Genomic DNA, 22,510 nt, shown 5'->3' with positions numbered 1-22,510 from the left:
GATGAGGGCGTCAGCTTCAACATTGATGTTGACTGACACACCCCCATCGCGGGCAAGCCCGCTCCCACAGGTAATGTGGCATTAATCAAAATATCGCCGACGCTTAACTGACTGGCTGCAATGCCCACTCACGCAACACATTCTTCGTCACTTTGCCCGCGGCATTGATCGGCATGCTCTGCAGCACCTGCACACGGCGCGGCACCTTGTAGTTGGCCATCTGCTCACGGCACCAGGCGAGGAACCGCGCCTGCTCGATTTCCATTCCTGGCGCAGGCAACAGGAACGCCATCGCCACCTCACCCATGCGCTCATCGGGAATACCGATCACCGCGGCCTGGGCCACGCCCGGGTAGGTCAGCAGACACTGTTCGATCTCCGCCGGGTACACGTTGAAGCCACCGGTGATAAACATGTCCTTTAGGCGGTCGGTGATGCGCAGGTAACCCTGTTCGTCGAGCATGCCGATGTCGCCGGTGTGCAGCCAGCCGTCGGCGTCGAGAATCTCCTGGCTGGCTTCGGGGTTGTTGAGGTAACCCTGCATCAGGTTGTACCCGCGGATCTGCACTTCACCGGGAATGTTCGCCGGTTGGCTGCGGCCAGTGTTGCCGACACAGCGCACTTCCACTCCCGGCATCGCCCGGCCGCTGGTGTTGGCGACGATCTCTGCGCAATCACCGGAGCGGCAGATCGTGGCGAAACCGCAGACTTCCGTCAGGCCATACGCGGTGACGATGGTGGCGAATCCCAGTTCGTCGCGCATGCGGTGGATCATCTCCACGGGAATCGCCGCCGCGCCGGTTACTGCTACCCGCAATGAACCCAGGTCGAACTCGCTGCGTTGCGGATGGGCCAGCAACGATTGATACAGCGTCGGCGGCCCGGGCAACACGGTGATGCGTTCGCGCTGCACGCATTCGAGCACGGCCTGCACGTCGAACACTTGCTGCGGCAGGAGGGTGCAGCCACGCATCAATGCGGCCAGCCAGCCGGCCTTGTAGCCGAATGAGTGGAAGAACGGATTGACGATCAGGTAGCGATCGCTTTCGCGCAGCCCGACGATGTCGCTCCAGTCGCGCACGATGCGCAGGTTCTGGCCGTGGCTGGTCATCACGCCCTTGGGCTTGCCGGTGGTGCCCGAGGTGAACAGCACATCGGACAAGGCTTGCGGGCCAACGCTTTGCTCGCGGGTGCGCAAGGCCAGTTGCGGCACGTCGGCTGCCAGATCCATGAACCGTTCCCAGGCCAGGGTACCCGGATTGGCGCCGCGCAGGCTGACGATATGGCGCAGTTCAGGGAGGTCTTCCGACACCAGCATGCCGGGGTAGTCCGCGCCGAGGAATTCGCCGATGGCAAACAGCACGCAGGTGCCGCTTTCGCGCAGGATGTAGCCTGCCTCGCTGCCCTTCATCCGGGTATTGAGCGGTACCAGGGCGGCGCCGACACTTTGCAGGGCCCCGGCGGCGACGATCCATTCCCATACGTTGGGCGCCCAGATCGCCACGCGGTCCCCGACCTGTACGTCGAGGGCCAGCAGTGCGCGGGCAGCCTGGCGACGCAACTGGTCGAGTTGGCGATAGCTGATGGTATGGCCCGCGTCCTCGATGGCCGGGCGGTCGCCGTAGGCCAGGGCAGCGTTGGCGAACAGTTGAGCGATGGTCAGTGCGGTGGCGACAGGCGGCATGGGGCCTCCCCGGTTAGAAGACAGTTGCGAAAAAGGGAGTAGGCCGGGCAGGGCGCCCGGCCGGATTGCGAATTACTGGGCGGGCGGGGCGAAACGGCGACCGGCGGAGAAACCACCGTCCACGGCGATCATCTGGCCGCTGACAAAGGACGCTTCGTCCGAGGCCAGGAACAGCGCGACATTGGCCACTTCTTCCGGTTGCCCGGAGCGGCTGAGCATGTGCTGCGAGGCGAAGAAGGCGTGGAACGCATCGTTGTCACGGACCATGCTGGTCATCGGCGTTTCGATCAGGCCCGGGCACAGGCCGTTGACGCGAATGTTGGCGTAGCCGTAGTCGATGGCCATCGAGCGGGTCAGCTGGTTGATGCCGCCCTTGGACACGTTGTAGGCCACGTTGCCGTCGCAGCCCTGCAGGCCGAAGATCGAACCGACGTTGATGATCGAACCACCGCGCTGCTCCACCATCGACGCCAGCGCGTACTTGCTGGTGAGCATGCTGCCGGTCAGGTTGATGTCCATCACCCGTTGCCAGTTGGCGGTGGTGGTCTGGGTCACGCTGCCCTGGTCGGCGACGCCGGCGGCGTTGACCAGAATATCGATGCGCCCGAAGCGGCTGATGACGTCTTGCATGACCTGCTGGACCTGCGCTTCGTCGCGCACGTCGAGGGTCATGAACAGGCCGGGGAAATCCGCCGGTGCGCTGCCGATGTCCAGCCCGACCACTTGCGCGCCTTCGGCAGCGAAACGGCGCACGCAGGCCAGACCGATCCCCGAAGCGCCGCCGGTGACCACCGCGACCTTGTTCTGCAAACGAGCCATAACTGCACCTCTTTATTGTTGTGGGCTAATGCTGTGGCCGAGTCTAACTGCAGACCGGGCCTGAGTGATCGTCCAATGAGACTAAGCAATAGATCTCCCGTCGTGCACATTTCAACTGTGGGAGCGGGCTTGCTCGCGAAGGGGGCGGCAGCCTCGACATCATCGTTGCCTGACACACCGCCTTCGCGAGCAAGCCCGCTCCCACAATTGACCGCATTCCCCCGTAGGAACGTACCCTCAATCCGGGAATTTCAGGCGTACCCGGGCACCCGTCGGGCGGCTCTGGCAGGCCAGCGTCCAGCCGTCGGCCAGTTCCTTGGGGGTCAGCACGTCGTTGCGCGCCAACTGGACTTCACCTTCCTTGACCACGCACATGCAGGCCCCGCAAAAACCCTCTTCACAGGACGACGGCACGTCGAGGCCGGCCGCTTTGCAACTTTGCAGCAAGGTGTCGCCGGGTTTGCAGGCAATTTCGTGTTGCTGGCCATCGAGTTCGACGATCAGCGCTTCGCATTGCGACTGCATGGCCGCGGCCCGCGCCACGGCCTCTTCGGCCAACAGCTCGTCGGGGTCCGGTGGCGAGACGAAACGTTCGACATGAATGCGATCGGCCGCTTCGCCCAGTGCCAACAGTGTGCGCTCCACGGTGTCCATGAAGGGGCCCGGACCGCAGATGAAGTAGTCGCCGCCGGCCGATCCGCGCAGCAGATGACGGACCTGATGGTCCGTCAGGAAGCCCTGCACCGAATCGAGGACGTGCACCACGTGCAGTTGATCAGGATGCGCCTTGATCAACCGGCACAGCTCGTCCTTGAAAATCACCGACGCTTCATCGCGGTTGGCGTAGATCAACTTGATCGGCCGCCGGCTGCCATGGAGCACTGATTTGAGAATGGAAAACACCGGGGTGATGCCCGAGCCGCCCCCGAACAGGACCAGGGGCTTTTCGGTGTCCGCCTGCGGGTCCAGGCAGAAATGCCCGGCCGGTGGCAACACTTCCAGCCAGTCGCCGACCTGGACTTCGTTCATCCAGTTCGACACCCGGCCACCGTCAACCCGTTTCACCGTGACCTTGGGCAGCGCGTCCGCGAGGGGCGAGCTGGCCATGGAGTAGCAGCGGGTCAACAGTTTGCCGGCGAAGGGCACGCGAAAACTCAGGAACTGGCCCGGTTTGTAGCGAAAGCGCTCACGCAGGGTTGGCGGTACGTCCAGCACCAGCGAGCGCGCGTCAGCGGTCTCGTCGATCACCGCGCACACTTGCAATGAGACGCTTGCCGTCGTGTGTTCGGCCGGGGTCAGGTTCTGTTGTTGCGTGCCCATGTTCACCTCGACCTCAGAGCCCGCTGATCAGTTGGGCGTTGTCGACGCGGATCTCGGCACCGTTGACGAACCGCGACTCGTCGGTGGCGAGGAACAGCACCACGTTGGCAATGTCCCGTGGCGCCGCCATACGGTTCATCGGGTCCTGGTCCAGCGCTTCCTGCGGGATCGGCTGTCCGCCGGCCAGGGCCTGGGTCATCGGCGTGTTCACACCATCGGGGTGCACGCTGTTGCAACGGATGCGGTAGCCCTGCTGCTTGCAGTGCAGGGCAATGGAACGGGTCATCGCCGCCACCGCGCCTTTGGACGCCGAGTAGGCGCAGAACAGCGGCATGGCGCCCAAGGCGGCGACCGACGACATGTTGATGATCGAGCCGCCACCGCTTTCCTTCATCGCCTGGATGGCGTACTTGCAGCCGAGGAAGTAGCCGTCGCCGTTGATCTTCTGCACCTTCTGCCACAGCTCCAGGGTGGTGTCTTCGATGCTGCCCAGGGCCAGGATCGCGGCGTTGTTGACCAGTACGTCGAGGCGGCCGAAGTGTTCGACGGTGGTCTTGACCACGTGTTGCCAGTCGCTTTCGCTGGCGATGTCATGGCGGATGAACAGCGCGTTGGCGCCGATTTCCGCAGCCGCCTGGCGACCGGCTTCTTCGTTGAGGTCGGTCAGTACCACTTTGGCGCCTTCGCGGGCCAGCAGCAGGGCGTCTTCGCGACCAATGCCGCTGGCGGCGCCGGTGATGATGCAGACTTTGCCTTCTACACGTTGCATTGTTGTTCTCCTGATCGTGCGGTTTGAAGTGCGAATTGGTCGGCCACGTGGGCGGCAGCCCGGCGACCGGAATAGATGCAATCGGCCAGTGACAGGCCGGAGACATACAGGTTGGAGGCGACCCCGACCGCATTGCGGCCGGCGCTGTACAGGCCGTTTATTGGCTGGCCGGCAGGGTCCAGCACCCGACCGCTGGCCTCGCAGACTTTCAACCCGCCCAGGGTGATGACCGGGCAGGGGAACAGTTTGCTGGCGAATGAAAGATCGAGGGCGTACCACGGGCCCTGGTCGAGGTTGGCGAGCATCGCCGCGGACTTGCCGAACTCGTCGGCGACTTCACCGCGTGCCGCGCGGGAATAGCGTTCGACACTCTGGCGCAGCAGTTCCGGCGGCAGATGGCAGCGCTTGGCCAACCCGGCCAGGCTGCTGCTGCGCTTGGCGTTGAACAGCAGGTTGAGCAGCACCGGCAGGCGCTGGAAATTCCACACCTTGCCGGGACCGACCTGACTCAATGCCTCACGTACCAGCGCACGGTTGAGCACCAGAATGGCGCGACCATCCTGTTCTTCGACCATGGCGTGGCCGAGGGTTGCGCCGTAGATTTCTTCGTTGGCATAACGCTGTCCGCGGGCATTGACGATCAGCCCCCGGGCCCAGGCCAGTGGCGGATTGATGAAACGCCAGGCGCTGACCTTGTCCATCCGCGCCACGCTGCCACCGGCGCTCTGGCCCAGGGCGATGCCGCTGCCATTGCACCCGGTGGCGCCCAGCGGCAGGCCGGCCAGGTACTGCGGCGCGTGCTGGCGCACCAGATCGCGATTGAAGATGAAACCACCGCTGCTCAACAGCACCGCCTGTTCGGCGCGAATCAATTGGCGGATGGCGCTGCTCTGTTCGATACGACGCTGACGGGCGCGCAAGCGGTCGGCCAAGGCCGGAGCGTACATATGAATGGCCGCGGCCCAGCGCGACAGACGCGCATGTTGTTTGGCAGCGCGGCTACCCGAAGGCAACTGCCAGGCTTCGACACCGAGGACCTTGTCGTCGAGGTCGAGCACCAGCCGCCGTACTTCGCACTGGCTGCGCAGGCGCGCACCATGACGCAAGGCGCTGGCCTTGAGCGGGGCGAACAGACTGGCACCGGACATGCCCGGGCCTTTGGTGCGATGGCCACGGGGTGCCGGCTTGGCGCTGGCGGCATAGGCCGGCACGGCTTCGTTGCCCGAGTAATAAAGGTAGTACTGGTCGCTCGGGTACGAGGTCTTGTGCGGCGGCACGCTGGCTTCGAAGGCTGCGCCTTGTCGCTCCAGCCAGGACAGTTGCTCGCGGCTGCCTTCGCAGAACGCCCGCAATGTCTCGTGGCTGACGGCTTCACCGACTTCCTGACGCAGGTAATTGAACATGGCGTCGCTGCTGTCTTCATAGCCCGCCTGGCGCTGATACGGCGTACCGCCGCCGGCATAGACCACACCACCGCTGATTGCCGTGGCGCCACCGCCTTCGAAACGATCCAGGGCGAGCACCGACAGGCCGCGAGTGCTGGCTTCGATGGCGGCACAGGCGCCGGCTCCGCCAAACCCGATGATCAGCAAGTCGCAGCGGTCATCCCATGGCAACGGGTCGGCGCTGTTCACTCGCAACGCCGTCAACCGGTTCAGGCTGTCCATGTTCGGGCCTCAACCAGCGGCTGCGAGAGAAGGTGCGGGTTTGGCGGTGGTGGTGTAGCTGCCGTCAAGGTAGACCAGCGGGGTGATGGCGTCAGTGGTGTGGATCTGCAGGATGCGTCCGATGAACACGGTGTGGGTGCCGTAGCTGAAGTGGCCGTCCTGGCGGCAGAGGATCGCCGATTGTGCGTCACCCAGGTAAGGAATGCCGCCCGGGCTGGTCAGCCAGTTGCCACGGTCGAAGCGTGCTTCGCCCTTGATCGCGCCGCTGCACAGGTTGGCCAGGTCTTGTTGGTCGACGCCGAGGATGTTCACGCAGAAGTCGGCGCCGGTCGCCAGTGCGGCGTGGGGCGAGGCGGTCTTGTTGACGCAGATCAGCAGTGATGGCGGCTCGGTGCTCAGGGAGTCGACCGCGGTGGCGGCCATGGCGAAGCGTTCGGAGCCGTTGCTGGTGCTGATAATGGTGACGGACTTGGCCAGGCGGCGCATGGCCTGGAGCATGTCGGCTTTGAGATTGGCGTCGTTCATCGCACTGGGCCTTTTTTTTTGGGGGTGGAGTGCGATGGATTCTTGCTCTGACGTCCAGTCGTCACATCGTCCGAGGGGACTAGGCCTTGGCGGCCTCCGGGCCGACCAGGCTCTTGGTTGATTGAGTACATATCCGTTGCTGCGGTAACGGCGGCTTATGGTTCCGCTCTTACAGCGGGTCACTTTGGCAAACGCCCCAAAGTAACCAAAGGTCTCGCCCCTTACGTACGGCCCCTCGCTGAGGCTCGGGGTTCCTTCGCTCCGGTGTCCATCCGGGGGCATTGCCCTCCGGTCGGCTTCGCTTCGACCTACATGCAATGAGTTCGACTGCGTCGAACGACGCTGCGCGCCCATCCCCGGATGAACACCTCCGCTCAGCCTGCCGAGGGGGCGGGTAGATCAAGAGCTGCAGGCGAGCTAACGCTCGGCCTGATGAGTGGTGAGAAGCAGCGCGGTGTGGGCTGCTCTGCTTTTGCTCTTCTGTGGGAGCGAGCTTGCTCGCGAAGGCGGCCTGACAGCCGACCTGAACCTGGCGGATGTACCTCGACCCTGTGGGAGCTGGCTTGCCTGCGATGGCGGACTACCGGCCGGCAGAAACCTTGCTGCTGTACTCAGTTCCTGTGGGAGCGAGCCTGCTCGCGAAGGCGGCCCGACAGCCGACTGGAATTTTGTGGCTGTATCACCCCCAAAAGATCGCAGCCTCGTTGCACTCGACAGCTCCTACAGGGGAATGCGCATGCATCAGAACCAGGCCGGCCGGTAGGCCGCCTCGGGCTCTGTAGGAGCGAGCTTGCTCGCGAAAAACCTGAGAGCACCGCGGGGTGCCAGGCTTCCCGCATCATCGTTGACCTCCATCGCGAGCAAGCTCGCTCCTACAGGCTTTTCCAAGTGACCCGCTGTAAGAGCGGAACCCTAAGCGGCCGGTACCGCAGAAACGGATATGTACACCCTCAAAAATCCATGCCGCCTGACACAAAGCCATCGCGAGCAAGCTCGCTCCCACAGTGATCTTCAGTGGCCACAAGTATCGAGTAAAACAGGGGGCTCAAAGTGGGTCTGCCCGCGAAGATGGCCTGCCAGCCAACACATCACTTTCTGATTCACCCCCACCCAGATACCTGTTCCCCAAAACCACATGGTCCGTTTGAGGGATGCCCGCCGCTTTGCGCATTGCTTGAATGCCAGCGTAGGGGCACTACACCCGCCCCGTTGCACGCGCGCCCCGGCGGATGGGGTGAACAAAGGAGAACAATAAAAATGCTCAACCAAGACCTGATTCGCCAGCGTCTGAGCCAACGTGCCCGTGAGTTGGTGCCGATCCTGCGTGAACGCGCCCTGAACGCCGCGCAAGCCGGGCAGTTGCCTGAAGAAACCCTGAAGGATTTCCACGACGCCGGGTTCTTTCGCATCCTGCAACCGTCCCGTTGGGAAGGCTATGAGCTGGAACCCAAGGATTTCTTCGACGTGCAGATGACTCTGGCCGAGGGCTGCATGTCCTCGGCGTGGGTGCTGGGGGTGGTGGCGATCCACAACTGGCAGCTGGCGTTGTTCGACGACCGCGCCGCGCAGGATGTCTGGGGTAGCGATTCCAGCGTGCTGATCTCGTCTTCCTACATGCCGGTGGGCAAGGTCGAGCGGGTCGACGGTGGTTTCAAGTTGAGCGGTCGTTGGGGCTTTTCTTCCGGCAGCAAGCACTGCGACTGGGCGTTCCTCGGTGCGCTGGTGCCGCCGGAAGAGGCGGGCGGGGCGCCGGATTATCGGACGTTCCTGGTGCCGCGCAGTGACTACCAGATTCTCGACAACTGGAATGTCATGGGCCTGGAAGCCACCGGCTCCCACGACATCCTGGTGGAAAACGCCTTCGTTCCCGAGTACCGCACCCATCGCGCGCTCGACGGTTTCATGCAGAACAGTCCGGGCAATGCGGTGAACACAGCGCCCTTGTTCCGCCTGCCGTTCGGGCAGATTTTCGTGCGTGCGGTGTCGTCGTCCGCCATCGGTGCCCTGCAAGGCGCGGTGGATCAGTTTGTCGAGCACAACCGCGCCCGGGTCGGGGTCAATGACGGTCGCAAGATGGTCCAGGACCCGGCCGCGCAATCGTCGCTGGCCAATGCCATGGTCTGCGTCGATGAATGCAAGACCGTGCTGCATCGCAACTTCGCCCTGATGCTGGAGCGCGCGCAGAAGGGGGAGCCGTTGAGCATGCCCGAGCGGGTGAAGATGCGTTACGACTCGGCGCTGGTGGCCGACAAGTGCGCCAAGGCGGTTGGCGACCTGATGTTCAACAGCGGTGCCTCGACGATCTTCCGCAGTCACGCGATCAACCGTGCCTTCCGCGACATTCACACCGGTCGCGCCCACGTCGCCAACAGCCCGGCCAAGTACGCCTGGAACCTGGGCGGCGTGAGCATGGGGCAGGACAGCAGCGACTTTTTCCTCTGACGCTTCCCTACAGCTCTTTTTCTATGAAACGGGCTAGTCCGTTTGCGTGATTCGAGCGCCCCGTCGATGCACGAGCATTGACGGTAAGGCGAAGGTCTACGGCGCCGACTGCGCATCCAAATAAGCACAAGGATCAACCATGAAATTTTCCCTGATTTACGAAGCCCAGACGGTGGACTCCAGCCGCGAAGGCGACCGCAAGATTTTCGAAGACACGGTCGAGCAGGCCGTGCTCGCCGACAAGCTCGGTTTCGACACCTTTTGGTGCGTAGAGCACACGGCGCTGAGCAACTACTCGCACATGTCCGCGCCGGAAACCATGCTGGCTTTCGTGGCCGGTAAAACCGAGCGCATCGGCATCGGCCACGGCGTGGTCTGCCTGCCTCCGGCGATGAACCATCCGGTGAAAGTCGCCGAGCGCATCGCCACTCTCGACCTGCTGTCCAAGGGCCGTGTGCACTTCGGCGTCGGCAAGGGCGGCACCCAGCAGGAAGCCGGCACCTTCGGCTACGACCTGGCGACCTTGCAGCCGCAGATCGACGAGATGATGTACCTGATCCCGAAAATGTTCGTGCAGGACGAGATCGAGCACAACGGCGACTTCGTGCAGATCCCCAAGCGCCCGATCCATCCAAAACCGTATCAGGACCCGCACCCGCCGATGTACCTGGCGTGCACCAACACCGAGTCGTTGAAAAACGCCGGCGGTCGCGGTATGGGCGCATTGGTGCTGGGCTTCGGTGGCCCGGAAGAAATCGCCAAGAAGGTCGAGGTGTATCACACGGCCTACGACAACCGCGATGAGAAGAAGCAAGTGGGCTTCCGTCCTAACCGGCACATCGCCGCGCTGTGCCCGGCCATCGTGCTGGACGATAACGAAGAAGCGCGCCGCATCGGTATCCGTGGCCAGCGTTACTTCATGGAATCCCTGGGTTACTGGTACGGCGGTGGCGAGCGTCCGGATCCGCAGAAGTGGAAGGACGACACCTTCGTCGATGGCAACGGCCAGAGCGTGATCAAGTCGCGCTTCGCCTCCGAAGAGGTCAGCGTCGACTTCTCCGACCCGACCATGGCGATGATGAACCCGAACCACGCCTACGGCACCGTCGAGGATTGCATCGGCTACGTGCAGCGTCTGATCGACGCCGGCGCCGACGAAATCCTGTTCATCTGCCAGATGGGCACCGTGCCGCAGTGGGCGCAGCTGGAAACCTTGAAGAATATTGGCGAGAAGGTGATCCCCCATTTTCGTAAGGGCTGATGTCAGGACGAAGCTAGCCGGTTAACGAATGTTCTCCATTCGGACCGAACCTGTGGCGAGGGGGCTTGCCCCCGTTCGGCCGCGAAGCGGTCGCAAAACGGGGCAGCACGGTTTTTCAGACATTCCGAGTCGCCCGGTCGTGGGACTACTTCGTAGTCCCACGGGGGCAAGCCCCCTCGCCACAGGAAGTAGCACAAGGAAATTGATCGCTTGTGTTACAGGCCTGGCACGGACGTCAGGTCACCTTTCCAACGGGTCCCCAAGGCCCGTTTTTTTATGCCTGCACCAACCCCACAGCCACCACACCTCTGTAGGAGCTGCCGCAGGCTGCGATCTTTTGATCTTCGGCCACTCCAACTCTGCCAAAAGATCGCAGCCTTCGGCAGCTCCTACAGGGGGGGACCATTTGGAGGGCAGCTCACGCAATGTTTTGCTGGGTATTTCAAACAGTGTGATGCTGGCGGAGATCACGGCGAACCGGGGGCTGGACCAAATATCACCACCTGCACAACGCAACGCCAGGAACTGCCGCGGTTTGCGATCTTTTGATCTCTATTTTCCATCGACTCCGAGAAGATCAAGATCAGAAAATCGCGACCAGCGATAATTCCTACAGGGATTTCCTGGTATTGACGAAGAGGTTCAAACGCCCATTATTTTGTTGGGCTTTATTGAAGGTCATTACTGCTGCAATTGTTGCAAATATATACCTGGCATTGTGAGTGGCTGATATCGCTCCTATATTTCATCAGCTGCTCGCAATGATTGTTTTTTAACGAGATCAAAAATAACAAACAAACGTCGCCACTAAACTCGGAAAGGAATTATTCCATGCGAAAATACCACGCAATGTTTAAAGGCCTGCTCCTCGCTGGATTACTCAGTCCACTGGTCAGCCATGGAAAGCAGATGGAGGATAAGACTGATATTCAGGCATTGGCCACATCTCCTCAATGGTTGACAACCAAGGTTTATATAGAGGGAGCCCCGGAAGTAGACGTCAAGGAAAAATATCCGGGTGTTGTTGGGATATCCATGTGGGATCCCGGCCGTAATCGCTATGAATTTTTTTATACCGATACCGGGCAATCAAAGTATGACAATGGCGGCGGCGGTTACTTCCTTGTCACCGGTGACAAAACAACGCATATCCTGGTGCCTGATAAAGGAACGGTCAGAACGGTGGTCAGAAGACTGGAAAAGTTGAATGACGAAGAATTCACCTACTCACGAGAGGTGCCTCGCGACATGGTAGATACCAATGCGCCTGTCCGGATCTATGTGGTCCATGCGCCCTACAGAGGACCTTTAAAGACCTCGATGTCGCACTAAAAGCCTTTCGGCAGTCATTTATTAAGTAGTTATTTCGATACTTCAAGGCGTCCGCGTTAAATGACGCCACTCTGAAGTGGCATCCATAAAAACCCAAAAATAAAAGGTGCAACATGAGTATGAAATTCAGAACGCTATTGATGTCTACGCTACTACTGGCCGGAATATACTCGGCTGGCGCCCATGCACAGCCGACAACGCCTTCGGCGGCAAAAGACGCTATCGCCACGCCAGATAATGCACTCATGCTGACTGTTTTCCTGAAGCACGATCAATCGCGCCCATTGGGGGAGTTGAAAGAGCAACTCGCCAAACAGGATTTTTACAAGGTGTTCCCTCCGGCCGGGGTGGAGGTTGTCAGCTGGAATATAACCATGGGGATAGGACAGGTCATCGTTCTACGCCTGCCTGCCTCGCGTCTCGCCGCGGTCAATCTCGCACTTGAAAACACCGCGTGGGGCAGTTACCGGACAGAGTTCTTTCCGACCTATGATTTCAAGGAAATAGCCCTGGCAGAGCAAAAGAAAGTGCGAGAAGCCAAGTCTACCCAGTAATCACAGAGCCAATGCGCAGCGTCTTGAGCGTGCAGGATTTACCTCGGCTGCGAACACAATCGCACTTTCCTAAAACGGGCCATTTCTGGCCCGTTTCTTTATGCCTGCACTCATCCCACAGCCACCACACCGTTGTAGGAGCTGCCGCAGGCTGCGATCTTTTGATCTTGATTTTTATCGATGCCGAGAAGATCAAGATCAAAAGATCGCAGCCTTCGGCAGCTCCTACAGGGTGTTTGTAAGGGTTGTTTAATGCCTGTCGGAATCACTTCTTGAAAGCTACAGCGCCTTGCGTCGTTGCCTACAGGTACGCCAGAATCCGCCGGCTTGTGCGCCTTGGACCCCCTCGGTAACTTGATTCGTGTCACTGCCCATCAGTGATCGGGTTTAGTCGCCTGTGGTTACACGAAGCGTGCATGCATTCCAAAAAGTCAGGTCATTTCATGTCTGCACTTGATGGTAGCTGTGCGCAGGGCGCTCTCGGGCGCGCCGGTTTCGTGTCTCCCCGGTCGACTAACCTGCGTACAGCTGCCACCCCCTTGTTTGGTCGCAATTGGGTGACGGCTCCAATTTCTGGAGACTGAATCATGGTCAAACCTTCACCTAATCCCCCCGAAACCGAACGCATCCCCTCACTCGCCGACATCCGCGCCATGCCGCGCAAACCCAGCACCATGTACACCGTCAATCCCGAACTCGATGCCCAAACCCTGCTGGGCGATGCCTGCCAATCGCTGGCCTCGGCGAATGTCATGACACTCGATCTGGCGGACCATACCGAGGGCCCAAGCCGCCACACCCTGCTGGGCATCGCCCAGATCATCATGCTCGGCGAGCTGTCGGTGAACCGTGCACTGGATCGGCTAGACCCACCTGAATAGCTACTGATCTGCAAATGTGAAAACTGTGGGAGCGAGCCTGCTCGCGAAGAGGCCGGCACATACAACATTGTTGTTGCCTGACACTCCGCCTTCGCGAGCAGGCTCGCTCCCACAAGTTATTTTTGATGCCCCAGCCATCATTTCCGCTAGTCCCATTGGACGATGTTGCCCCTCCCCGAACCCGTTTGAATAGGCCCTACATAAAGTCTCCCCCGGCACCAGCCGAAGGGCGGCACCGCCTGAGTAAAACGAGGAGTGCATCCATGGATATCCGCGGTCTGGGTTACGTCACCCTGTTATCCAGCGACCTGGCGCAATGGCGCCACTACGCAAGCCAGGTGCTGGGCATGATGGTCAGCGGCGACGATGAGCTTTTGTACCTGAAAATGGACGAGCGTCATTATCGCGTGCTGGTGCAGAACAGTGCCGAGAACGGCTTCGGTGCCTGCGGCTGGGAAGTGGCCGGCAAGGCGGCGCTGGAGCAGGCAGTCAGCGAGCTGCAACAGGCCGACGTGCAAGTGACCCGTGGCACCGCCGCCGAGGCCGAGCTGCGCAAGGTCCAGGAGCTGGTGCACTTCAGCGACCCGGATGGCAATCGCCACGAAATTTTCTGGGGCCCGCTGCAGGACTTCGCTCGTTTCGTCTCGCCGGTGGGCGTCAAAGGTTTTGTCACCAACGACCTCGGCATGGGCCACGTCGTATTGCCAGCACCCGCCTTCGAACGCTGCCGCGACTTCTACGAACAGGTGATGGGTTTTGGCCTGTCGGACCTGATGAAAGTCCGCTTCACCCCGGACCCGGCCGAGCCGCAAAAACGCATCCACTTCCTGCACTGCAACAACGGCCGCCACCACTCGCTGGCGATTTTCGAGTGCCCGATGCCCCACGGCTGCGTGCACATGATGGTCGAGGTCAACGCGCTGGATGAAGTCGGCCGCGCCCTGGACCGCGTCCACGCCAATGGCGTGAAGCTGTCGGCCACCCTCGGCCAGCACACCAACGACCAGATGATTTCTTTCTACATCAAGACCCCGTCCGGGTTTGACCTGGAGTACGGCTGCGATGGCCTGGTGGTCGACTGGGACCGCCACACGCCGTTCGAAAGCACCGTAGTCAGCCACTGGGGCCACGACTTCAGTGTCGGTCGCCAATGAGGAACAAGACGATGGACAAGCAAATGAGCACCGCCGAGATCGTCGGCCAACTGCGTGACGGCATGACCATCGGTATCGGTGGCTGGGGCCCGCGCCGCAAGCCGATGGCGCTGGTGCGCGAAATTCTGCGCTCGGACCTCAAGGACCTGACCGTGGTTGCCTACGGTGGTGCCGATGTCGGCATGCTCTGCGCCGCCGGCAAGATCAGGAAACTGGTGTTCGCCTTCGTCTCACTGGATTTCATTCCGCTGGAGCCTTACTTCCGCAAGGCGCGCCAGGAAGCGGCGCTGGAAGTGATGGAGATCGACGAAGGCATGCTGTTGCTCGGCCTGCGGGCGGCGGCGATGAATGTGCCGTTCATTCCGACCGCCGTGGGCCTGGGCACCGATGTGCTGCGCCACAACCGCCAGATCAAGTTGATCGCCTCGCCCTACGCCGATGGCAAGGACTGGGTAGCGATGCCGGCCCTCAAGCTCGACGCGGCGCTGGTGCATGTCGACCGTGCCGACAAACGCGGCGTGTGCCAGATCAGCGGCCCGGATCATTACATGGACGACCTGTTCGTACGGGCTGCAACCCACAGCTACGTGACCTGCGATGAACTGGTCGACAGCGACTACTTCCATCAGGACAGCGCCCACGCCCATCAAGTGTTCTGGGAACGCAACCTGACCACCGCCGTGGCCCACGTGCCGGGCGGGGCGCATCCGTCGTCCTGCGCGCCGCTGTACGGTTTCGATGTCGCGCACTTCAAGGCCTACAACGCCACGGTGCAGGCGGCCGATGGCTGGGAAGGTTACGTGCGCGACTACGTCGACTGCACCCACGAACAGTACCTGGACAAGGTTGGCGGCCTGGCTGCGATCCGTGAACTGCCGTTGCCGATTTTCTAAGGGAGCCTTCCGATGAGCACTACCACTTACAGCCTCGCCGAACTGATGATCTGCGCGGCCTCCGAAGCCTGGCGCGAAGACGGCGAAGTGTTGGCCACCGGCATCGGCGTGATCCCGCGCCTGGCGGCATCCTTGGCCATGCTGACCAGCAACCCGCAACTGCTGATGACCGACTCCGAAGCCTACATGGTCGCCGAACCGGTGCCTTTGGGCGCACGCAAGGGCTACGAGCCCAAGCGCGACAGCTGGATGGGCTTCTCGCGAATTTTCGACAATGTCTGGGGCGGCAAGCGCCATGCACTGGTCGGCCCGACCCAGATCGACCGTTTTGGCCAGGCGAACATTTCCTGCATCGGCGACTACGCCAAACCCAAGGCGCAGATGCTCGGTGTGCGCGGTTTCCCCGGCAACTCGATCAGCCACGCCAACTCGTTTTGCGTGCCGAGCCACAACCGTCGGGTGTTCGTCGAAGGCGAAGTCGATATGGTCGCCTCGGTCGGCTACAACCCGGCCCGCCTGGCGCGGGGCTGGAAGCTGGACGACATCGACATCCGCCTGATCATCACCGACCTCTGCGTCCTGGATTTCCTGGGCCCGCAACGGCAGATGCGCATTCGTTCGCTGCACCCCGGCGTGACGGCGGCGCAGGTCCAGGACAACACCGGCTTCGAGTTGCACGTGCCGGACGACTGCCCGACCACCGCCGCCCCGACCACCGAGCAATTGCAACTGATCCAGCGTCTGGACCCGCACAACCTGCGCGCCCTGCAGCTTAAAGACAACCCGCCAGGCCAGCGCTGAGCGCCCGCGTTTTCGGAGACAAGTGATGGCTGAACATAACGACAAGAACGAGGCCGAGGTGGTCCTGTACGAAGTGCGCGACGCGGTGGCAATCGTCACCATGAACCGTCCCGAGTACCACAACGCACAGAACTCGCAGATGACTTATGCGCTGGACGCGGCGTTTCGCCGGGCCTGCGATGACGATGAAGTGAAGGTCATCGTGTTGCGCGGCGCCGGCAAGCATTTCTCCGCCGGGCATGACATCGGCACCCCGGGCCGCGACGTCGACAAGAGCTTCGATCGCGCCAGCCTGTGGTACGACCATGTGAACAAACCGGGCGGCGAGTTTCTCTATGCCCGGGAGCAGGAAGTCTATCTGGGCATGTGCCGGCGCTGGCGCGAGATGCCCAAGCCGACCATCGCCATGGTCCAGGGCGCGTGCATTGCAGGTGGGCTGATGCTGGCCTGGGTCTGCGATCTGATCGTCGCCAGCGATGATGCGTACTTCGCCGATCCGGTGGTGCGCATGGGCATTCCCGGGGTCGAGTATTTCGCCCACGTGCATGAACTCAATCCGCGCATCGCCAAGGAATTCCTGTTCCTCGGCGAGCGCATGCCGGCACCGCGCGCCTATCAGATGGGCATGCTCAATCGGGTGGTTGCTCGCGACGAGTTGGAACAACAGACCCTCGACATCGCCGGGCGCATCGCGCAGATGCCGCGTTTGGGCCTGCAACTGAGCAAGCAAGCGGTGAACAACGCCGAAGACCTGATGGGCAAGCGCGCGACCATGGACATGGTGTTCGGCCTGCATCACTTCGCCCACGCCCACAACGAACTGGTGTCCGGTGACCGCCTCGGCGGCTACGACGCCAAGGCCATGGCCAGTTCCCAGCGCAAAACGGGCGAGGCGTGAGCATGGCGATTTCGTTGAATACCCGCCTGACCGAACTGCTCGGTTGCCGCTACCCGATCATCCAGACCGCCATGGGCTGGGTCGCCGACCCGAAACTGGTGGCGGCCACGGGCAATGCCGGTGGTTTCGGTTTTCTCGCCGGTGCGACCATCGAACCGCAGCAGATGGAAGCGGCGATTATCGAAACCCGGCGCCTGACCGATCAGCCGTTCGGGGTGAATTTCCACATGTACCAGGCCAATGCCGGAGAGATCGTCGAGCTGGTGTTGCGCCATAAAATCCGGGCGGTCAGCTACAGCCGTTCGCCGGGCAAGCAAATGATCAGCCGCCTGAAAGATGCCGGGGTGGTGTGCATTCCCACGGTCGGCGCACTCAAGCATGCGCAGAAAGCCGTGGAAATGGGCGCCGATGCGGTGACGGTACAGGGCGGCGAGGGCGGTGGGCACACCGGTTCCGTGCCGACCTTGATGCTGCTCGATCAAGTGGTCAACGCAGTCTCAGTGCCGGTGGTGGCGGCGGGCGGCTTCAAGGACGGTAAGGGGCTGGTTTCTGCATTGGCCTACGGCGCCGAAGGCATCGCCATGGGCACGCGTTTTCTGATGTGCGCCGACAGCCCGGTGCCGCAGGCGACCCTGGCGCGCTACCTGGCGGTCAAGGACCCGGCGGCGATCATCATCAGCCGCGCCATCGACGGCATGCCGCAACGGATGATCCGCAACGAGTTGCTCAACCAGCTGGAAAACAGCGGCGGTCTCAAGCGCCTGTTGCTGGCCTTGCAGAGCGGTTTGGCCTACCGCCGCCACACGGGCATGAGCCTGACGCAACTGCTGACCAGCGCGCTGAAAATGCGCGGCGCCGGAGAGCTGACCGCCGCGCAAAGCATCATGGCCGCCAACGCGCCAATGGTGATCCAGAAAGCCATGGTCGACGGGCAACCGGCCGCGGGCGTGTTGCCTGCCGGACAGATCGCCGCATCCATCGACAGCTTGCCCAGCTGCGCCCAATTGATTGAACAGATCGTCCGCGACGCCGAAGCGCGCCTGGGTGAGCTGTGCCGCCGTGTGTCGTAAGAGGAAAAGACATGAAACCATTTAGTGTCAGCATCGATAACGGCATTGCCGAACTGGTGTTCAACCGGCCGCCGGTCAACGCCTTCAACAACCAGGGCTGGGCGGATATCGCTAGCGAGATCGAGGGCCTGGGCCGTAACAACGACGTGCGGGTGATCCTGATTCGTGCCGAAGGTCGCGGCTTCTGTGCCGGGGTCGATATCAAGGAACTGGCGGCCGACGGCAACCTGATCGTCGCGGTGAACAAGGGCAACTACGACAGCTTCAAGGCCATTCACCGCAACCCGAAACCGGTGATCGTTGCCGTGCACGGCTTCGTGCTGGGCGGCGGCATCGGCATCTGCGGCGCCGCCGACATCATCGTCGCGTCCGAGTGCGCCACCTTCGGCGTGCCGGAAGTGGATCGCGGGGCCATGGGCGGCGGCGCGCATTTGCAGCGCCTGTTCCCGGTGCAGAAGGTCCGCCACATGTACTTCACCGGCGAGCCGATCGACGCCGCCGAGGCTTACCGTCTGGGCGCCGTGGAGCAGGTGGTCAAGCGCGAAGACTTGCGCGAAGCCGCGTTGCAGATCGCCCGCACCATCGCCGCCAAGAGCCCGGGCATGATCAGCCTGGCCAAGGAAGCGCTGACCGGCATCGAAGACGGCAATCTGGAAGACAAATACCGCTGGGAGCAGGGCTTCACCCTCGAAGCCTACCGCTCACTGGACTCTCAGGAAGCACGCGACTCGTTCGTCGAGAAACGCGATGCCCGATTCAACGGCTGAAGGCATACCCATGGACCTGACCTATACCCCGGCCCAGCAGGCCTTTCGCGTTGAGGCGCGGACCTGGCTGGCGGCCAATGTACCGAGTGAACCGCTGCAATCGTTCGACACCGAACAGGGCTTTGCCGAGCACCGCGCCTGGGAAGCCAAACTCAACGAAGGCCGTTGGGGCATGGTCACCTGGCCGACCGAGCTCGGCGGGCGCGGCTGCGACCTGATCGAATGGCTGATTTTCGAAGAGGAATACTACCGTTCCGGGGCGCCGGCACGGGTCAACCAGAACGGTATCTTCCTGCTCGGCCCGACCCTGATGGAGTACGGCAGCGAAGAACAAAAGGCACGGTTTCTGCCGCGCATGGCCACCGGCGAAGACATCTGGGCCCAGGCCTGGTCCGAGCCGGGTGCCGGTTCCGACATGGCGGCGATCCGCTCCAAGGCGGAACGGGTGGGCGACCACTACGTGATCAACGGTCAGAAGACCTGGTCGACCCGCGCCGTGTGGGCCGATTGGGTGTTCGGTATTTTCCGTACCGATCCACAGTCCCAGCGCCATCACGGCCTGACCTTCATCCTGCTGCCGCTGAATACGCCGGGCATCACCGTGCGGCCGATTCCGCAGCTCAATGGCTTGCCGGGCTTTGCCGAAATCTTCTTCGACGACGTCAAGGTGCCGGTGGAAAACGCCCTCGGCGGTGAAGGCATGGGTTGGCACGTGGCGATGTCCACCGCCGGTTTCGAACGCGGTTTGTTGCTGCGCTCGCCTGCGCGTTTCCAGGAAACCGCCAAGCGTCTGGTGCAACTGTACCTGGCCAACCGCGAGCAGGCCGACCGCGACCCGGCCATCGGTGAGGCGGTGATGCGTGCCTGGCTCGATGCCGAGGCCTACACCCTGAGCACCTACATGACCGCCTCGCAACTGGTGCAGGGCGGCAAGATCGGGCCGGAGTCGTCGACCAACAAGATCTTCTGGTCCGAACTCGACCAGCGCATGCACGACACCGCCATGAGCATTCTTGGCCTGCGTGGCGAGCTGCTGCCCCAAGCCCCGGCCGCCGGTGACGTCGGCCATTGGCTGGAAGGTTTCCTGTTTGCCCAGGCCGGGCCGATCTACGCCGGCACCAACGAGATCCAGCGCAACATCATTGCCGAACGCATGCTCGGCATGCCGCGTGCCTGAGGAATAGACCATGGACTTTAGTTTCAGCCGCGACCAACTGCTGTTTCAGGACAACGTTCGCAGCTTCCTGATCAACGAAGTCACCCCGGAGCGCATCCGCGAACTGTGGCAGAGCGACAGCGGGCGCAGTGAGCGACTCTGGGCGCAACTGGTGGAGCTGGGCCTGACCGCGCTGACCGTGCCCGAGGCGCAGGACGGCATGGGCATGAATGAATTGGATTTTGTGCTGATTGCCCAGGAATGCGGTTACGCCGGTCTGCCCGAACCGCTGGTGGACACCATGCTGGTGGGCGTGCCGTTGCTCGCCGCCCTTGATGAGCAACACGCGGCGCTCAAGCAATACTGGTTGGCGCGGGTCGCCGAGGGCAGTGCACGCCTGGCCGTTTCTGAACCGGGTAACCCGCTGGTCAGCGATGCCCATGTTGCCGATCTGCTGTTGCTGGCCCATGGCGACGAGGTACATGCGCTGGAGCGTGATGCCGTTTGCCTGACCCGCAACGAGTCGGTCGACCCGAGCCGTCAACTGTTCCAGGTCGAATGGACGCCGACGCCCGCTACTTGCGTGGCCAGCGGCGAACAAGGACGGCGCTTGTGGGCAGCCGCCTTCAACCGTGGCGCCCTCGCCAGCGCCGCGCAATTGCTGGGGCTGGCCAAACGCATGGTCGACCTGGCGGTGGACTACACCTTCGAGCGCAAGCAGTTCGGCAAGCCGGTCGGCTCGTTCCAGGCGGTCAAGCACTTGATGGCCAACGTCGCGGTACAGATCGAGTTCGCCAAAGGCCCGTTGTACCGCGCCGCTTATGCGCTGGCCGAGCAGCAACCGGGGCAGGACGTGCTGGTGTCCCACGCCAAGCTGGCAACGGCGGAAGCGGCGATGCTCGCGGCGAAGAACACCATCCAGGCCCACGGCGCCATGGGTTACACCTGGGAAGTCGACCTGCATCTGTTCATGAAACGCGCCTGGGCGCTGGACAAGGTCTGGGGCGATCGCGGTCGTCACAAAGGACGGATTCGCGCGGCGTTGTTTGACGGCACCCCAGAGCTGGGTGCGGGCAGTACTTTCTAAACAGTCAGTAAGGGTGACGAAATCCCTGTGGGAGCGGGCTTGCTCGCGAAGAGGCCGGCACATTCAACAGGTATGTTGCCTGACCCACCGCTTTCGCGAGCAAGCCCGCTCCCACAGGTTATCGGCGCCTGATCTTAATTTTTATACCGAGGTAGACCATGCCTGAAGCCTATATCGTCGACGCCTTGCGCACGCCCACCGGGCGGCGCAAGGGTGGTTTGAGCCAGATCCACGCCGCCGACCTGGGCGCGCATGTATTGCGCGCACTGGTCGAGCGCAACGCCATTCCCGACGAGGATTACGACGACGTGATCTTCGGCTGTGTCGACACCATCGGCCCGCTGGCCGGTGACATTGCCCGCACCAGTTGGCTGGCGGCCGGCCTGTCGCAATCGGTGCCGGGCACCACCATCGATCGCCAGTGCGGTTCGTCCCAGCAAGCGGTGCACTTCGCCGCCCAGGCGGTGATGAGTGGCACTCAGGACGTGGTCATCGCCGGTGGCGTGCAGACCATGACCCAGATCCCGATTTCCTCGGCGATGATCGCTGCCGAGCCCTTGGGCTTCACCGATCCGTTCAGCGGCTCCGAAGGCTGGGTGCGGCGCTACGGCGCGCAACCACCGACGCAGTTCCGTTCGGCGCAGATGATCGCGGAAAAATGGGACCTGTCCCGGGCGCAGCTCGAAGCCTATTCGCTTGAGTCCCATCGGCGGGCCCTGCAGGCCATCGAGCAAGGTCGCTTCAATCGCGAGATCGTGCCGTTGGCCGGTGTGCTGCATGACGAAACGCCGCGCCAGACCAGTCTGGAAAAAATGGCCGAGCTGGAATTCCTGTTCGGCTGCGACCGGGTCACCGCCGCGGTGTCGAGCCAGACCTGCGACGCGGCCAGCGCGATGCTGATCGTCTCCGAAGCGGCGCTCAAGCGTTACGGCCTGACGCCACGGGCACGCATCCATCACCTGAGCGTGCGCGCCGAAGATCCGATCTGGATGCTCACTGCGCCTATCCCGGCCACGGCCTACGCGCTCAAGCGTGCGGGGATGAAACTGGAAGACATCGACCGGGTGGAGATCAACGAGGCCTTCGCTTCGGTGGCCATGGCCTGGTTGAAAGAGACCGGCTATCCCCACGAACAGACCAACGTCAACGGCGGCGCGATTGCCCTCGGCCATCCGCTGGGCGCCACCGGCACCCGTTTGATGTGCAGCCTGCTGCATGAGCTGGAGCGCAGCGGCGCACGCTTCGGTATGCAGACCATGTGCGAAGGCGGTGGGCAGGCCAATGTGACCATCATCGAGCGCTTGTGATTTCAAGATGTCCACTGAACCTGTGGGAGCGGGCTTGCTCGCGAAGGCGGAGTGTCAGCTACATCAATGTTGGCTGACCCACCGCTTTCGCGAGCAAGCCCGCTCCCACAGGGGGTTGTGTCG

At 62.2% G+C, this 22,510-nt stretch carries 20 protein-coding genes and 1 pseudogene; 15 read left to right on the top strand and 6 right to left on the bottom strand.

Going from position 1 to position 22,510, the window contains the following annotated elements; genetic code table 11:
• Positions 1–103 precede the first annotated feature (103 nt).
• From KW838_RS05285 to KW838_RS05260, 6 genes are all read right to left on the bottom strand, one after another.
• Positions 104–1,684, bottom strand: coding sequence for a FadD3 family acyl-CoA ligase (locus tag KW838_RS05285; RefSeq protein ID WP_218500592.1), 1,581 nt, complete (start codon positions 1,682–1,684; stop codon positions 104–106).
• Positions 1,685–1,756: 72 nt separating this feature from the next.
• Positions 1,757–2,503 (bottom strand): SDR family NAD(P)-dependent oxidoreductase, encoded by a 747-nt coding sequence (locus tag KW838_RS05280; RefSeq protein WP_095967411.1) that lies wholly within the window; start codon positions 2,501–2,503, stop codon positions 1,757–1,759.
• A 237-nt stretch (positions 2,504–2,740) separates the two neighbouring features.
• Positions 2,741–3,823: a ferredoxin--NADP reductase gene (locus KW838_RS05275; protein WP_218500591.1), complete on the bottom strand. Its 1,083-nt coding sequence runs from the start codon at positions 3,821–3,823 to the stop codon at positions 2,741–2,743.
• Between the two features lie 13 nt (positions 3,824–3,836).
• Positions 3,837–4,592, bottom strand: coding sequence for a glucose 1-dehydrogenase (locus KW838_RS05270; protein WP_102702293.1), 756 nt, complete (start codon positions 4,590–4,592; stop codon positions 3,837–3,839).
• The gene (locus KW838_RS05265; protein WP_218500590.1) at positions 4,580–6,259 is read right to left on the bottom strand and encodes an FAD-binding protein; all 1,680 of its coding nucleotides are present in this window, start codon (positions 6,257–6,259) and stop codon (positions 4,580–4,582) included. The genes KW838_RS05270 and KW838_RS05265 overlap by 13 nt, the downstream gene beginning before the upstream one ends.
• A gap of 9 nt (positions 6,260–6,268) precedes the next feature.
• Positions 6,269–6,784 (bottom strand): flavin reductase family protein, encoded by a 516-nt coding sequence (locus KW838_RS05260; protein WP_015094274.1) that lies wholly within the window; start codon positions 6,782–6,784, stop codon positions 6,269–6,271.
• A 1,257-nt stretch (positions 6,785–8,041) separates the two neighbouring features.
• On the opposite strand from KW838_RS05260, the gene KW838_RS05255 reads away from it, so the two are divergent.
• The 15 genes and pseudogenes from KW838_RS05255 to KW838_RS05190 all read left to right on the top strand — a co-directional run bounded on the left by KW838_RS05255 (position 8,042) and on the right by KW838_RS05190 (position 22,387).
• The gene (locus tag KW838_RS05255; RefSeq protein ID WP_126050361.1) at positions 8,042–9,226 is read left to right on the top strand and encodes a flavin-dependent monooxygenase; all 1,185 of its coding nucleotides are present in this window, start codon (positions 8,042–8,044) and stop codon (positions 9,224–9,226) included.
• Positions 9,227–9,365: 139 nt separating this feature from the next.
• Positions 9,366–10,487, top strand: a complete 1,122-nt coding sequence (locus tag KW838_RS05250; protein WP_095967405.1) for an LLM class flavin-dependent oxidoreductase — start codon at positions 9,366–9,368, stop codon at positions 10,485–10,487.
• A gap of 400 nt (positions 10,488–10,887) precedes the next feature.
• Positions 10,888–10,992 (top strand): annotated as a pseudogene (locus tag KW838_RS29805) (DUF6124 family protein); the annotation flags it as partial.
• 326 nt (positions 10,993–11,318) lie between these two features.
• On the top strand, positions 11,319–11,819 hold the full coding sequence (locus tag KW838_RS05245) for a DUF4822 domain-containing protein (protein WP_102702617.1): 501 nt from the start codon (positions 11,319–11,321) through the stop codon (positions 11,817–11,819).
• Positions 11,820–11,938: 119 nt separating this feature from the next.
• Positions 11,939–12,373, top strand: a complete 435-nt coding sequence (locus KW838_RS05240; protein ID WP_015094278.1) for a hypothetical protein — start codon at positions 11,939–11,941, stop codon at positions 12,371–12,373.
• Positions 12,374–12,960: 587 nt separating this feature from the next.
• Positions 12,961–13,254 carry a DUF6124 family protein gene (locus tag KW838_RS05235; protein ID WP_095967402.1) on the top strand — a complete coding sequence of 98 codons (294 nt, stop codon included), beginning with the start codon at positions 12,961–12,963 and terminating at the stop codon, positions 13,252–13,254.
• Between the two features lie 263 nt (positions 13,255–13,517).
• Positions 13,518–14,408, top strand: coding sequence for a VOC family protein (locus KW838_RS05230; protein ID WP_007977166.1), 891 nt, complete (start codon positions 13,518–13,520; stop codon positions 14,406–14,408).
• A gap of 11 nt (positions 14,409–14,419) precedes the next feature.
• On the top strand, positions 14,420–15,301 hold the full coding sequence (locus KW838_RS05225; protein ID WP_218500589.1) for a CoA transferase subunit A: 882 nt from the start codon (positions 14,420–14,422) through the stop codon (positions 15,299–15,301).
• A gap of 12 nt (positions 15,302–15,313) precedes the next feature.
• Positions 15,314–16,102, top strand: coding sequence for a CoA-transferase subunit beta (locus KW838_RS05220; RefSeq protein ID WP_218500588.1), 789 nt, complete (start codon positions 15,314–15,316; stop codon positions 16,100–16,102).
• Positions 16,103–16,127: 25 nt separating this feature from the next.
• Entirely contained in the window at positions 16,128–17,000 is an 873-nt protein-coding gene (locus tag KW838_RS05215; protein WP_102702621.1) for an enoyl-CoA hydratase, read from the top strand.
• 2 nt (positions 17,001–17,002) lie between these two features.
• Positions 17,003–18,070, top strand: coding sequence for a nitronate monooxygenase family protein (locus KW838_RS05210; protein WP_218500587.1), 1,068 nt, complete (start codon positions 17,003–17,005; stop codon positions 18,068–18,070).
• Positions 18,071–18,081: 11 nt separating this feature from the next.
• The gene (locus tag KW838_RS05205) at positions 18,082–18,837 is read left to right on the top strand and encodes an enoyl-CoA hydratase family protein (protein WP_218500586.1); all 756 of its coding nucleotides are present in this window, start codon (positions 18,082–18,084) and stop codon (positions 18,835–18,837) included.
• A gap of 10 nt (positions 18,838–18,847) precedes the next feature.
• Positions 18,848–20,014: an acyl-CoA dehydrogenase family protein gene (locus KW838_RS05200; RefSeq protein WP_218500628.1), complete on the top strand. Its 1,167-nt coding sequence runs from the start codon at positions 18,848–18,850 to the stop codon at positions 20,012–20,014.
• Between the two features lie 10 nt (positions 20,015–20,024).
• Positions 20,025–21,080: an acyl-CoA dehydrogenase family protein gene (locus KW838_RS05195; RefSeq protein WP_102702625.1), complete on the top strand. Its 1,056-nt coding sequence runs from the start codon at positions 20,025–20,027 to the stop codon at positions 21,078–21,080.
• A 158-nt stretch (positions 21,081–21,238) separates the two neighbouring features.
• A complete protein-coding gene (locus tag KW838_RS05190) occupies positions 21,239–22,387 on the top strand; it encodes an acetyl-CoA C-acetyltransferase (RefSeq protein ID WP_218500585.1) in 1,149 nt (382 codons plus the stop codon).
• Positions 22,388–22,510 lie beyond the last annotated feature (123 nt).

Origin of the sequence: Pseudomonas sp. PDM27, from assembly GCF_019219205.1 — a bacterium.
GTDB lineage: Bacteria > Pseudomonadota > Gammaproteobacteria > Pseudomonadales > Pseudomonadaceae > Aquipseudomonas > Aquipseudomonas laurylsulfatiphila.
The sequence above is the reverse complement of the archived record's forward strand: the minus strand, read 5'-3'. Positions and strand labels throughout refer to the sequence as shown.